Annotated in this window: 10 protein-coding genes; 7 read left to right on the top strand and 3 right to left on the bottom strand. The window is 70.1% G+C overall.

All coding sequences use genetic code 11. From position 1 onward, the window contains the following. The first annotated feature begins 63 nt into the window (after positions 1-63). The 3 genes from JI745_RS10570 to JI745_RS10560 are packed head-to-tail and all read left to right on the top strand — an operon-like array spanning position 64 to position 4,170. Positions 64-1,446 (top strand): cytochrome ubiquinol oxidase subunit I, encoded by a 1,383-nt coding sequence (locus tag JI745_RS10570; protein ID WP_201806011.1) that lies wholly within the window; start codon positions 64-66, stop codon positions 1,444-1,446. Positions 1,447-1,504: 58 nt separating this feature from the next. After that, positions 1,505-2,581 (top strand): autotransporter outer membrane beta-barrel domain-containing protein, encoded by a 1,077-nt coding sequence (locus JI745_RS10565; protein ID WP_201806009.1) that lies wholly within the window; start codon positions 1,505-1,507, stop codon positions 2,579-2,581. Positions 2,582-2,583: 2 nt separating this feature from the next. Continuing rightward, positions 2,584-4,170, top strand: coding sequence for a caspase family protein (locus tag JI745_RS10560; RefSeq protein WP_201806008.1), 1,587 nt, complete (start codon positions 2,584-2,586; stop codon positions 4,168-4,170). Here JI745_RS10560 and JI745_RS10555 read toward each other — a convergent pair whose 3' ends face one another. From JI745_RS10555 to JI745_RS10545, 3 genes are read right to left on the bottom strand one after another with little or no spacing between them, the layout of a single operon-like run. Continuing rightward, positions 4,171-4,926 carry a GntR family transcriptional regulator gene (locus JI745_RS10555; protein ID WP_201812480.1) on the bottom strand — a complete coding sequence of 252 codons (756 nt, stop codon included), beginning with the start codon at positions 4,924-4,926 and terminating at the stop codon, positions 4,171-4,173. It lies immediately after the preceding gene. A gap of 17 nt (positions 4,927-4,943) precedes the next feature. Continuing rightward, positions 4,944-6,710: a glycerol-3-phosphate dehydrogenase/oxidase gene (locus JI745_RS10550; protein ID WP_201806006.1), complete on the bottom strand. Its 1,767-nt coding sequence runs from the start codon at positions 6,708-6,710 to the stop codon at positions 4,944-4,946. Further along, on the bottom strand, positions 6,707-8,185 hold the full coding sequence (locus JI745_RS10545; RefSeq protein WP_201806004.1) for an FGGY-family carbohydrate kinase: 1,479 nt from the start codon (positions 8,183-8,185) through the stop codon (positions 6,707-6,709). The genes JI745_RS10550 and JI745_RS10545 overlap by 4 nt, the downstream gene beginning before the upstream one ends. 167 nt (positions 8,186-8,352) lie before the next feature. Here JI745_RS10545 and JI745_RS10540 point away from each other — a divergent pair, with 167 nt between their 5' ends. From JI745_RS10540 to JI745_RS10525, 4 genes are read left to right on the top strand one after another with little or no spacing between them, the layout of a single operon-like run. Then, entirely contained in the window at positions 8,353-9,387 is a 1,035-nt protein-coding gene (locus JI745_RS10540; protein ID WP_201806002.1) for a substrate-binding domain-containing protein, read from the top strand. Next, complete coding sequence (locus tag JI745_RS10535; protein ID WP_201806000.1) at positions 9,384-10,898, top strand: sugar ABC transporter ATP-binding protein; 1,515 nt, start codon at positions 9,384-9,386, stop codon at positions 10,896-10,898. The genes JI745_RS10540 and JI745_RS10535 overlap by 4 nt, the downstream gene beginning before the upstream one ends. Before the next feature lie 44 nt (positions 10,899-10,942). After that, positions 10,943-11,935 carry an ABC transporter permease gene (locus JI745_RS10530; RefSeq protein WP_201812479.1) on the top strand — a complete coding sequence of 331 codons (993 nt, stop codon included), beginning with the start codon at positions 10,943-10,945 and terminating at the stop codon, positions 11,933-11,935. Beyond that, the gene (locus JI745_RS10525; RefSeq protein WP_201805998.1) at positions 11,932-12,915 is read left to right on the top strand and encodes an aldo/keto reductase; all 984 of its coding nucleotides are present in this window, start codon (positions 11,932-11,934) and stop codon (positions 12,913-12,915) included. The genes JI745_RS10530 and JI745_RS10525 overlap by 4 nt, the downstream gene beginning before the upstream one ends. The last annotated feature ends 78 nt before the right edge of the window (positions 12,916-12,993 follow it).

The following is a 12,993-nucleotide window of genomic DNA, read 5'->3' as shown; positions in this document are numbered from 1 at the left end:
CAACCCCTCGCGGCGGTCGGGCCTGCTGGGCCTGCCGCCGCTTTTTTCATTCCCTCATCCGCCATGCAGTACTCGGACGTCGACGCCTCGCGGCTTCTCTTCGGCTTCACCGCGGCCTACCACTTCCTCTTCGTGCCGCTGACCATCGGGCTCGCGGCGCTGATGGCCGCCTTCGAGGGCTGGTCGCTGATGACCGGGCGGCCGGCGCTGCGCACGGTGGCGCGCTTCCTCTCGTGGCCCTTCGTCCTCAATTTCATCTGCGGGGTGCTCACCGGCTACCCGCTGCGCTCGCAGATCGAGCTGCACTGGGCCGGCTATGCGCACGTGGTGCAGGGCGTGGTGGGGCCGGTGTTTGCGTTCGAGGCGCAGGTGGCGCCGGTCATGTTCACGCTGGTGGCGGTGGTGGCGCTCGGCTGGCACCTGAAGCCCGTGTGGCACCTTCTCGCCAGCACGGCGCTCGCCGTGGTGCTGGTGGTGCAGTCGACCGCCATCCTGATGATCAACGCCTGGATGCAGTGGCCCGAGGGCGCCGAGTTCGTGGGCGGGAAGGCGCGCATCGCGTCGGTGATGGACCTGGCAGGCCACCCGCTGGTCGTGCCCAAGGTGCTGCACACCATCGCCGGTGCGTGGGTGCTCGCGGGCATGTTCGTGCTGGCAGTCTGTGCGTGGTTCCGCCTGCGGCAGCGGCACGTCGACGAGGCGCGCGCAGGCCTGCGGGCTGCGGCGGTGTTCTGCCTCGTCTCGCTCGGGGTCACCGCGCTGTCCGGGCACTGGAGCGGCGAGCGGCTGGTGCGCTACCAGCCGATGAAGTTTGCCGCCATCGAGGCGCTGTGGGAGACCGACGGCCGCAGCGCCGACTTCCTCGTCGCCGCGTTGCCCGACACGGCCGCGCAGCTCAACCGCTTCGAGCTCGCCGTGCCCGGCGCGCTCGGCTGGGTGGTCGACACGAGCGAAGTGCGGCTGCAAGGGCTGAAGTCACTGGCGAGGGACTCGAAGGCGGGGCTGCCCAACGTCGGCCTGGTGTTCTGGTCGTTCCGCGTGATGCTCGTGGCCTGGGGGCTGATGACGCTGCTGATGCTGCTCGTGCTCTGGCGAACGCCCGAGCCGCACCGGCTGGGCGGGCGTGTGGTGCTCTTCGCCTGCGTGGCCGCGCTGCCCCTGCCGTGGCTGGCCATCGAGGCCGGCTGGATCGTCTGCGAATCGGGGCGGCAGCCCTGGGTCATCACGGGCGTGCTCACCACGGCGCAGGCCGCGGGCAAGGTGCCGGCGGCCGAGGCCATGCTGCACCTGCTGCTGGCGGTGGAACTGGGGGCGGTGATGCTGTGGGTCAACGTCAGGCTGCACCTCGCGCACCTGCGGCGCGGGCTGGTGGTCACGCAGGAGCTGCCGCCGGGACGGGCCGCGGTGTCTGGACGAAGGTCACATTCGGCCGCCCTGGGGGGGTGAAAGCCATCATGGCGCGCCGGCGCGGCGCTAAGCTCCGCGCAGATCAGGAGGTGCCCCCATGTCGCTGCGCTCAAGCATCCCGCCACTGGCTTTTCTCGTTACCTGTGCGCTCGCGCAGGCCCAGGGCACCACGTCACCGCCATGCCCCGACGACAAGCGCCGTGACGACTGCGCCGCCGCCGAAGAGCAGGACCGGCGCATCCGCAACAACGAGGCGGCCGCGCCGCAGGTGGTGGGCGATGCGCCGCTCGAAGCGGCCGGTGGCCCCGGTGGCCCACCGTCCAACCTGCGCTTCGAGCGCGGGCCGCTCAAGGTGCGCAACTTCGGCGTGAGCCTCGCGGTCGACCGTGTGCTCTCGCCACAGTGGGTGCTCGGCGGCATCGTCAACGTGTCCAAGGGCAAGCTCTCGCGTCAGCAGACGGAATTCGACTTCACCAACTGCGGGCCGAACGTGATCCGCAGCGACACCACGGTCGACACGCGCAGCACCTCGCTCGCGGCCTCGCTCAGCTACTTCACCCGCGATGCGATCGCCATCGACGGCGCGTTCTCCTTCATGCGCACGCAGCTCGAGACGCGCCGCATCAGCAACGACACCGACCAGTTCACCGGCGAGAACGTCAGCAACGCCTGGGGCCTGTGGGTGAGCGCGAGCCGCATCTGGCGCTTCGGCCCGCGTGCGCTCGTGCCGCAGGCCGGGCTCGAGTTCACCGACACCCGCACCAAGCCGCTGGCGGCGATCTACCAGGACCTGTCGGACCCGGCCAACGTCGACAACGGCACCGTGGGCTTCACCGTCGGGGAACAGAAGCAGCGGGTGCTCGCGAGCGTGATCAGCGCACAGCTGCAGCAGCCGATCAGCATGCGCTTCGGCACGCTCACGCCCTATGGGCGCGTGACCTGGCGGCAGCGCCTGTGGCGCGATGCCGACCCCGTGATCGGCTCGAACAACAACGGCCTGACCCGCGAGCTCGACCCCGACAGCGCCGAGAGCCGCAGCTCCATCGGCCTGGCGGCGGGCGTGGTGCTGCAGCTCACCCGCGGCATCAGCAGCTTCGTCGACGTGTCGCACCGGCGAGGGTCCAACGACCTGCAGGAAACGCGGGTCGGCCTCGGCCTCAAGTTCGAGATCTGAGGATGGTTCGCCGGCTGCTGACGCTGAGCGCGCTGGCCCTCGCGGCCTGTGCGGGCGGGCCCGCGCCGCTGCCGGCCAACCTGAGCGAAGAGCAGCTAATGATCGTCGACTGCCTGCTGCCCGGGCAGGTGCGGCAGCTCGGCAACTTCGCCACCTCGCTCTCGGCGCGCCGGCCGCAGAAGCTGCCGGCGCATGAATGTGCGCAAGCCGGTGGCGAGTTCGCACTCGCCGCCAAGGACCCGGCGCGTGCGCTCGCGATCTGGCTGCCGTTCGCCCAGCAGGGCAATGCCGAAGCGCAGACGCAGGTGGGCGAGATGTACGAGCGCGGCATCGGCACCGTGGCCGACCCGGCCACCGCCGCCACCTGGTACGCCAAGGCGGTGGCCCAGGGCGACAGCCGCGCCATGATCAACCTCGCCTCGCTGCACGAGCGCGGGCTCGGCGTGAAGCGCGACCCGGTGCTGGCCGCACGGCTCTTCCGCCAGGCGAGCGGGCAGGGCAGCGAGCCGGGGCGCATCACCATCCACGTGGTCGACCCGGTGGTGGTGGTGCCCACGCCGGGCGCCGATGGTGCCGCGCCGCTCGTGCCGCTGGGCGGCCAGGGCGAGCGGCGCGAGATCCGCGGCAAGGTGAACACCGAGGCCGGCGTGCGGCAGCTGGTGTTCAACAACAAGCCGCTGGCGGTCGATTCGCAAGGGCTCTTCCGCACCGAGATCGAGGTGCCGCCGGGCGGCGCCGACGCACGCTTCACCGCCACCGACCGGCAGGGCGGCCAGGCGACGCTGAGCTTCCGCGCCGTGCCGCGCGGCGCCAACCCGCCGGCCACCAAGCTCAACCACGGCCTGCCCAACGCGCGCTACCACGCGCTGCTGATCGCCAACCAGGCCTACCGCCACTGGCCCAGGCTCAACAACCCGGTCAACGACGCGCAGGACCTGAAGCGCATGCTGGAGCAGCGCTACGGCTTCGAGGTCACCCTGATCACCGACGTCTCGCGCCGCGAGACCTTCGCCGCCTTCAACGCGCTGCGCGCGAAGGTGAAGCCCGAAGACAACCTGCTCGTCTTCTACGCCGGCCATGGCGACATCGAGGAGACCACGCAGCGCGGCTACTGGGTGCCGGTCGACGGCGAGAAAGACAACCGCAGCAACTGGATCTCGGTGGTCGACGTCACCGACCAGATCAACGCGCTGGGCGTGCGCCAGGTGCTGGTGATCGCCGACTCGTGCTACTCGGGCACGATGGCGCGCACCGCGCTGCCGGTGGCCGACGCCGACCTCGTGGGCGAGCGCCACTGGGATGCGCTGCGCGCGATCTCGCAGCTGCGCGCGCGGGTGGCGATGACCTCGGGCGGCCTGGAGCCGGTGGTCGACGGCGGGGCGGGGCGCAACTCGCTCTTTGCGGGCAGCCTGCTCGACGTGCTCGACGCGGTGCGCGAGCCGATCGAGACACGCCGGCTGTTCGACTCGGTCTCGGCCCGCTTCAGCCTGCGTGCGCAGCGGCTGCGCATCCAGCAGAAGCCGCAGTACGCGCCGATCCGCTTTGCGGGGCACGAGGCGGGCGATTTCGTCTTCGTGCCGAAGCGCTGATCAAGTCGTCGTCTTCACGTGGAGACGACTCGACTTGCAGCGGTGCAGCGCCTTGTAGTACTCGAGCACACGGCCGTTCTGGTTGAAGGCGAGCGACTCGATGCGCAGCAGCGGCTCGGGCGCCGTCAGGCCGAGCAGCTCGGCCGTCGCCTCGTCGGGCAGCACGGCGTCGATCCAGCGTTCGGCGCGCACGATGCGCAGGCCGTACTGGCGGCGCAGCACGTCGTAGAGCGAGCGGTTCTCGAGCTTCACGCGGTGCAGGCCGGGTGCCAGGTCGGCCGGCACGCAGGTCTCGACCAGCAGGCGCAGCTCGTTGTCGACGCTGCGCAGGCGCTTGAGGGCGATGAGCGGGTCGTCGCCGGTGAGGCTCATCACCTGGGCTTCGGCGGGCGTGGCAGGGCGCAGCTCCTGCGACAGCACCTGCGTGCGCACGGTCAGGCCCTTGCGCTCCATCTCGTCCGAGAAGCCGAGCACCGTCGAGACGAAGTCTTCTTCACGTTCGCGCGCCGCGACGAAGGCGCCTTGCCCGCGGATCTTGTAGATGAGCCCGCTGCGCACCAGGTCGGCCAGTGCCTCGCGCACCACGATGCGCGAGATGCCGAACTGCTCGCCGAGCTCGGCTTCGGTGGGCAGCTTGTCGCCGACCGACAGCTCGCCGCTGAGGATCACGGTGCGAAGGCTGTCGCGGAACTGCGACCACAGCGGCATGTCGGAGCCGCGGTCGAGCTGGGGGGCGAGGTCTGCGAGCGAGTTCACGTCGGAGGTCACGTCGATTAGGTGGGCAGGGGCCTGATGAAGGGACTGAGCGGCGCGTCGGGCGCGGTGCGGTGCTGTTCGGCGGCCAGGCGCGGCAGCGAGACCCGGTGCTGCTCGTGCAGCAGCAAGGCACAGGCCTGGACTTCCGTGCGCAAGCGCAGCGCGTCCCACCCGAGGGCCTTGGCCGCGATCTCGGCCACTTCGGCAAGCGATGCTTCACTGACCTGGCCGCGGATCGCCAGAAGCGTTCGGCGCAGGACGAGGTCGCTCAGGTGGACGACGCCAGTTCGGCGGCACAAGTATGTCAGCTCGGCTGCCGAGTAGCCCGGGGTGTGGGCAAGGGCGTGGTCGCCATCGGCGGCGAATCGCACGGCCACCGTGTGGGCGAGCGAGCCATAGCGGCCGGCGAGTTCGGCCACGCGGGCCGGTGCCAGGCCGGTGCGGGTGGCGGTCTCGCCGATGAGCCGCTGCTGCTCGCGCTCGTCGGCCGGCCACTGGGCGCCGCCGCCGATCGGCAGGCCCTCGGTCGAGCCGCGGCGCTTGCGACCGAGCTGCTGCAGCACTTCGTCGGCGGCGTGCTGGGCGAGCGCGCGGAAGGTCGTCCACTTGCCGCCCACCAGGCACACGAGCGGGACGTGGCGCGTGGTGTTGGGCGGGTCCAGCACCACCGAGTGGTCGCGGGCGATGCCGCCCGGGTTGTCGGCGGTCGAGCGTGCGAGCGGCCGCACGCCGACGTAGGTGTAGACCACCTGCTGGGCCGAGATGTCGAGCGTGGGGAAGAGGTCGCGCAGCACGCCGAGCAGGTAGTCGACCTCGTCGGGGTCGGTGCTCGCGCGGTCGGGGTCGTCGACGGGGATGTCGGTGGAGCCGACCAGCACCTTGCCGAGGAAGGGGTAGACGATGCACACGCGGCCGTCCGACGCTTCGAAGTACGCCATGCGGCCGGCCAGCGCATCGCGCAGCACCGGGTGGTCGAGGATCAGGTGCGAACCCTTGGTGCCCATCACGCGCGAGCCGGCGCCGTGCAGCGCATCGGCCGAGCGGTCGAGCCAAGCGCCCGTCGCATTGACCACCGTGTCGGCGGTAATGCTGACGCGCTCGCCGGTGAGCTCGTCCTGCAGGTAGACGGTCTTGCCGGCGCAGCCGATGGCGCGGCAGTAGTTGGCGACGACTGAGCGCGGCTCGTCGCGGTGGGCGTCTTCCACCAGCTCGTGGATGAGCCACTCGGGGTGGCTGATCCAGGCGTCGAAGTAGGTGGCCGTCCAGCGCACGCTGCTGCGGAACAGCGAGCCATCGGCACGCGCGACACGCTCGATGCGGTGCGAGGGCATCACGCGCTGGCGGCGGCCGAGGAAGTCGTACAGCAGCAGGCCGAGCGAGACGACGAAGAGGCCGCGCGCCTTCGACGGCATGGCGATGCCGGTGAAGCGCACCATGCTGCTCAGGAGGCCGCCGAAGAAGTTGGACAGCGGCACCACCGTCTTCAGCGGGCGCACCAGGTGCGGCGCGTTGCGCAGCAGCAGGTTGCGCTCGTGCGTGGCCTCGGCCACCAGCGAGAAGGAGCCGTGCTCCAGGTAGCGCAGGCCGCCGTGGATCATGCGCGAGGGGGCGCTGCTGGCGCCGCTGGCGACATCGCCCTTGTCGATGATCAGGCAGTCGACGCCCTGGTGCGAGAGGTCGCGGAACACGCCCGCGCCGTTGATGCCCGCACCGACGATGACGCTCGAGAAATGCCGGCCCGCCAGAGCGGCCGGGCGCAGGTAGACCGACGCCGGCTCGCTCATCGGGCCTCCTTCGGTGCGAGCCGCTGGAACGCGGGCGCGAGCGCTTGCAGCAGCGCGTCGAAACGCGAGAGCTCGTCCGCCATGGCGGCGGCCTGGGCCGTGTCGGGCTCCACACGCTCCATCGGCGCGGGAAGTGCCTCGCGCGCGAGGCCTTGCGACATCGCGGCGCAGAGCGCGGCGCCGCGTGCGCCCGATTCGTCGTCGCAGCGCTGAACGGCATGGCCGAGCAGGCCGGCGATCAGTTGCACCATGCGCAGGTCGCGTGCGCCGCCCCCGAGCACGATCACCTGGCGCGAAGTGTTGAGCCCGGCGGCGCGCAGGCGCGCGAGGTGCCGCACGTGCAGTGCCGCGACCGCGTTGACCGCCGCGCGCGCGAGGTGCGCCGGCCCGTGGTGCGGCTGCACGCCGAGGAAGCCGGCGGTTTCGCCCGGTGGCGCGCCGTGGATGAAGGGCAGGAAACGCGGGCCGGCGTCGAAGGGCACGCTGAACGCTGCGTCGAACACGGCCGCCGGCCCGTTCCACTGCAGCGTGGTGGCGAGCCAGTCGAGGTTGGCCATGCCCGACGGGCTGTTGTCCATGTAGAGGCGGCGCGTCGCGTCGCCGAAATGCACCACCGCCGCGACGTCGGGCGTGACCGGCATCACCGGCCCCACCACGGCGTTCACCGACCAGGTGCCGAGCACGGCCACGGCGCTGTCGGTGCGCGGCGCGTCGATCGCATGCATGGCGGTGAGCAGGTCGATCGCGCTCGTGCACACGGTCACGCCGCGCGGCAGGCCGCATTCGACGGCCCATGCGTCGCGCAGCGTGCCCACGGCGCTGCCCATGGGCACCAGCGGGGCGAAGTTGCGGGCCGACAGATCGTGCAGGCCCGAGGCCGCGAAGGCCTCCTGCGACCACCCCCCATCGCGCAGCGACAGCAGGCCGGCGGTGCTCGCGTCGCTGGCCTCGGTGCTCATCTCGCCGGTGAGCAGCCAGCACAGATAGTCCTTGGCGAAGAGGATGTGCCGGAGCGTGCCGCGCTGCACGACGTCGTCGCCATGCAGCACCGCGGCGAGCACGGTGGGCTGGCCCGCCCAGGGGCTGCCGCCGACCTGCGCGACCAGGGCTTCACCGTGCCGCTGTGCGATGGTGCGTGCACGTGCGGCGCCGCGCTGGTCGGTGGAGCCGATCGACACGCCCCCGAGCAGCTCGCCCTTCGCGTCGAGCGCGAAGAGGCCTGCGCCGTGCCCCGTGCAGCCGATGCCGCGGATGCGCGACGCGCTGGCGCCGAGGCCTTGCGTCACCTGCGTGATCGCACGCACGAGTGCAGCGCGGATGGCCGCCGCGCTGCGCTCGCTCGCGCCCGCGGCAGGCCGGGAAAAGGGTAGTGCGCCACCGCCGGCGGCGAGCACGCGCCCACTGCCGGTCTCGAATGCCACGGCCTTCAGACCGGTGGAGCCCAGGTCGATGCCGAGATAGATGTCTTGGTTCATTGTTATGACATCGTCCCACAACCGATGCGCCTCAATAGCCGCGTTTTCCCTGATGCACGGGCGGAAATCGACTTCTATATTCGCGCTGTTGTCATGACAACGAAGACGGCCAAACAGAACGGCCAACCCCCGATTCAGCCTCGCCCATCACAGAAGGAGCGCGTCAAATGAGGAGACATTTCCTGAAAACCGCGGCGGTTGCCGCCGGAGCCGGACTCACCGGCGGCCATGCATTCGCCCAGGCGGCCGCGGGCGTCGGCCTGCGCGGCAACCCGAACGACGTCTACGTGATGAACGTGATGGTCTCGGGCGTCGAGTACTGGTTCCCCGTGTACGAGATGATGAAGTCGCTCGGCCGCACGCTCGGCGTGAAGACGCGCTACAGCGGCACGCCCGAGTACGACGTCAACAAGCAGCTCGCGTCGTTCGAGCAGGAGCTGGCGCGCAAGCCGGCCGGCATCCTCCTGCACCCGATGAACCCCGACCCGTTCATCGAGCCCATCAACCGCGCCGCGGCGATGGGCATCCCGGTCGTGACCTTCGCGGCCGACTCGCCCAACTCCAAGCGTGTCTCGTTCGTCACCTCCGACAACGACCGCGAGGGCTCGCAGGCCGCTGATGCGATCGCCGCGTCGCTCAACGGCAAGGGCGACTACGGCGTGCTCGAGAACCCGGGCCAGGACAACCACGACCGCCGCGTCGCCGCCTTCATCAACCGCATGAAGACCAAGCACCCCGGCATGAAGCTCGTGGGCCGCGCCGCCAGCAACCAGGATCCGAACAAGGCCTACCAGGCCGTGCTCAGCATGGCGCAGGCCAACCCGAACCTTGCCGCGCTCTTCATGCCCGAAGCCAACTCGGCCCTCGGCGCGGCGCAGGCCAAGATCGAGACCAAGAAGGACATCAAGGTCCTCTGCTGCGACGTCAACGCCAAGATCCTCGACATGATCAAGGCCGGCCAGGTCTTCGGCTCCATCAACCCCAACCAGGGGGTGCAGGGCTTCATGGGCATGATGCTGCTCTTCCTCGCGCGCAACCAGTCGCTCATCGACCCGATGAACGACGCGCGCCGCTCGGGCACCAACCCGATGGCCGTGCCCTTCCTCGACAACGGGCTGTCGGTGGTGAGCAAGGCCAACGCCGACGACTTCTACTGGGACAAGTACCTCAAGCGCCGCGGCACCAAGGGCATCGACGAATGAAGACCGCCGCTCCCCTGCTCGAGCTGCGGGGGATCACCAAGCACTTCGGGGCGTCGCGTGCGCTGGCGGGGGTGGATTTCGCGCTGCAGTCCGGCGAGATCCATGCCCTGTGCGGCGAAAACGGCGCCGGCAAGTCGACCTTGATGAACATCATCGACGGCATCCACCAGCCGGATGCCGGCGAGATCTACCTCGAGGGCGAGAAGGTGGTGATCGACGGCCCGGCGCATGCCATGCGCCTGGGCATCGGCCTCGTCCACCAGGAGATCGCGCTGTGCGGCGATGCCACGGTGGCCGAGAACATCTTCATGGCCGAGATCAACACCAGCCGGCGCGCGCTCGTCGACTACGCCGAGCTCAACCGGCGTGCGCGCGAGGTGCTGGCCAAGCTCAATCAGGACATCGACCCCGGCCTGCGCGTCGACGAGCTGAGCCTGTCGGCGCAGCAGCTGGTGGAGATCGCGAAGGCGCTCAGCCGGCGCTGCAAGGTGCTGATCCTCGACGAGCCGACCGCCGCCTTGACCGAGGTCGAGTCGGAGGCGCTCTTCGAGGTGCTGCACGACCTCAAGGCGCAGGGCATCGGCATCGTCTACATCAGCCACCGCATGGCCGAGATCTTCGAGCACTCCGACCGTGCGACGGTGCTGCGCGATGGCCGCGACGTGCACCGCGGCGCCATCGCCGAGCTGACGCCCGATGCGCTGGTGCGCGCGATGGTCGGCCGCGACCTCGGCCAGTACTACCCCGACAAGGCGTCGGCCACCGCCGAGACGCTGCTGCAGGTGACGAACCTCGGCGACGGCGAACGGGTGCACGGCATCTCGTTCGAGCTGCGCCGCGGCGAGATCCTCGGCATCTCGGGCCTGATGGGCGCCGGCCGCAGCGAGCTGGCCGAAACCCTGTGCGGGCTGCGCCGCGCACGGCAGGGCGAGGTGCACCTGCGCGGCGAAGCGTTGAAGATCGGGAGTTATGCCGACGCGCTGCGCCACGGCATCGCGTACCTGAGCGAAGACCGCAAGTCCTCCGGCGTGTTCCTCGAGTTGCCCATTGCGCAGAACGTCTCGTCGATGGCGCTGCCGCGCGTGGCCTCGCGCTTCGGCTGGCTGCGTCGCAGCGAAGAGCACCGCTTGGCCGAGGAGCTGGGCAAGCGCCTGAAGCTCAAGTGCCAGGCCGTGACGGCCGAGTGCCAGAGCCTCTCGGGCGGCAACCAGCAGAAGGTCGCCATCGCCAAGCTGCTGGCCACCGAGCCCGCGGTGCTGCTGATGGACGAGCCGACACGCGGTGTCGACGTGGGGGCCAAGTCCGAGATCCACCACATCCTGCGCGGGCTCGCGCAGCAAGGGGTCGGCGTGGTCGTGATCTCGTCGGAGCTGCCCGAGATCATCGGCCTGTGCGACCGGGCGATCGTGGTGCGCGAAGGCCGGGTCGCCGGTGAAGTGACGGGAGACCACATGACAGAAGAAGCATTGCTGCGCCTGGCCTCCGGCCTGCGCGCCGAGGAACTGCATTGAACAAGACCAACTCTTTCCACGGCCTCGCCGAAGACGCACCGCTGATGTCGGGCAGCCCGCTCGGCGGCTGGCGCTCACCCTTCAGCGGCGGCTCGCGCCTGGCCAGCATGCGCGAGACCGGGCTCGTCGTCATCATCGCGCTCCTGTGCCTGGTGATGAGCTTCGCCTCGCCCCACTTCGCCACCTGGGACAACGTGCGCGCGATGCTGCTCTCGTTCTCGATCGAGGGCATCGTCGTCGTCGGCATGACCGTGCTGCTGATCGTGGGCGGCATCGACCTCTCGGTCGGCTCGGTGGTGTGCCTCGCGATGGTGATCACCGGCAAGCTCTTCCTGATGGGCGTGGACCCGTGGACGGCGAGCATGGTGGCGATCGGCGTCAGCGCCGTGGTCGGCGCGATGATCGGCGGCTGCGTCACCCGCATCGGGCTCAACCACTTCATCGCCTCGCTGGCCTTCATGGTGATCGTGCGCGGCCTGTGCCTGGCGCTCACGCAGGGCACGCCGCAGTCGCTCTTCTCGCTGCCGGCCTCGTTCAAGTTCATCGGCCAGGGCGACGTGATGGGAATCCCGGCGGTGATCCTGATCTTCGCCTTCATCGTGCTCGTGAGCGACTTCGCGCTGCGCCGCTCCACGCTCCTGCGGCGCGTGTTCTACACCGGCAGCAACGAGAAGGCAGCGCGCTACTCGGGCATCCGCACCGACCGGGTGAAGTTCTGGGTCACTGTGCTGTGCTCGGCACTCGCGGGCCTCGCGGGCGTGATCTACACCGCGCGCTTCGGGGCCGCCACGCCGACCTTCGGCGTGGGCATGGAGCTCAACGTGATCGCCGCGGTGGTGATCGGCGGCGCCAGCCTCAAGGGCGGCTCGGGCACGGTGCTCGGCGCGGTGCTGGGCTTGGCGCTGCTCTCGGTCGTCACCAGCTCGCTCATCCTGCTCGACGTGTCGCCGTACTGGCAAGACGTGATCAAGGGCCTGATCCTGTTGATCGCGGTCACCGTCGACCACCTTTTGAACGTGAGGAAAACCAAGCGATGAAAGCAACAACGATCGGCCGCTCCGGCATCCGCTGCGAGACGGTGGGCCTGGGCACCTGGGCGATGGGCGGGTGGATGTGGGGCGGCAACGACGACGCGGCCGCGCTCGAAGGCATCCGCGCCTCGCTCGACGCCGGCATCCGCTTCATCGACACCGCACCGGCCTACGGCCTCGGCCGTGCCGAGCGCCTGGTGGGCGCGGCGCTCGAAGGCCGCCGGCGCGAAGACGTGGTGATCGCCACCAAGTGCGGCCTGGTGTGGCACACGCGCCAGGGCACGCACTTCTTCGACGAAGCGGGCATGGCGGTGTTCCGCCACCTCGGGCGGGCGTCGATCCTGCATGAAGTGGAGCAGAGCCTCGCGCGCCTGAAGACCGACTACATCGACCTCTATTTCACCCACTGGCAGGACAGCACCACGCCGATCGCCGAGACGATGGACACCCTGAGCGACCTGAAGGCCAAGGGCACGATCCGCGCCATCGGCATCAGCAACGCCAGCCCCGAGGTGCTGCGCGAGTACCTGAAGCACGGCCAGATCGACGCGGTGCAGGAGCGCTACAGCCTGCTCGACCGCGAGATCGAAGCCGAGATCGTGCCGATCTGCCAGGCCAATGGTGTCTCGGTGGTGGGCTATTCGTCGATGGCGCTCGGCCTGCTCTCCGGGCCCATCCCGCCCGAGCGCCAGTTCACCGGCGATGACCAGCGTGCGACCGACCCGCGCTTCTCGGCGGAGAACCGCGCACGGCTGCAGAAGTTCTTCGACGCGATCGAGCCGGTGCGAGCGCGCCACCAGTGTTCGTTTGCGCAGCTAATGGTCGCGTGGACCGTCGCGCACGGCAGCGTGTCGATTGCACTCTGCGGCGCCCGCAACCCGCGCCAGGCGGCCGAGAACGCCGGCGCCGCCCGGCTCACCTTGTCGTCCACCGACCTCGCGGCCATCAAGACGGCCGCCCACCAGACGCTGGGAGAAGCGCTCTAGCGCGCCCCGCACCACCACCTCACCCCAGAGACCTCCGGGCCATCACGTCGGTGACGGCGGCCCGGACAGGCCTCGCTT

It is taken from the genome of Piscinibacter sp. HJYY11, assembly GCF_016735515.1.
Taxonomy (GTDB): Bacteria; Pseudomonadota; Gammaproteobacteria; order Burkholderiales; family Burkholderiaceae_C; genus Rhizobacter.
Note: the sequence above shows the minus strand (reverse complement) of the source record. Positions and strands in the feature narration are given on the sequence as shown.

What these genes read in the sequence shown, in the direction of transcription:
- JI745_RS10570 (WP_201806011.1), top strand. Translation starts at nt 64, where the DNA reads ATGCAGTACTCGGACGTCGACGCCTCGCGGCTTCTCTTCGGCTTCACC.
- JI745_RS10565 (WP_201806009.1), top strand. Translation starts at nt 1,505, where the DNA reads ATGTCGCTGCGCTCAAGCATCCCGCCACTGGCTTTTCTCGTTACCTGT.
- JI745_RS10560 (WP_201806008.1), top strand. Translation starts at nt 2,584, where the DNA reads ATGGTTCGCCGGCTGCTGACGCTGAGCGCGCTGGCCCTCGCGGCCTGT.
- JI745_RS10550 (WP_201806006.1), bottom strand. Translation starts at nt 6,710, where the DNA reads ATGAGCGAGCCGGCGTCGGTCTACCTGCGCCCGGCCGCTCTGGCGGGC.
- JI745_RS10545 (WP_201806004.1), bottom strand. Translation starts at nt 8,185, where the DNA reads ATGAACCAAGACATCTATCTCGGCATCGACCTGGGCTCCACCGGTCTG.
- JI745_RS10540 (WP_201806002.1), top strand. Translation starts at nt 8,353, where the DNA reads ATGAGGAGACATTTCCTGAAAACCGCGGCGGTTGCCGCCGGAGCCGGA.
- JI745_RS10535 (WP_201806000.1), top strand. Translation starts at nt 9,384, where the DNA reads ATGAAGACCGCCGCTCCCCTGCTCGAGCTGCGGGGGATCACCAAGCAC.
- JI745_RS10530 (WP_201812479.1), top strand. Translation starts at nt 10,943, where the DNA reads ATGTCGGGCAGCCCGCTCGGCGGCTGGCGCTCACCCTTCAGCGGCGGC.
- JI745_RS10525 (WP_201805998.1), top strand. Translation starts at nt 11,932, where the DNA reads ATGAAAGCAACAACGATCGGCCGCTCCGGCATCCGCTGCGAGACGGTG.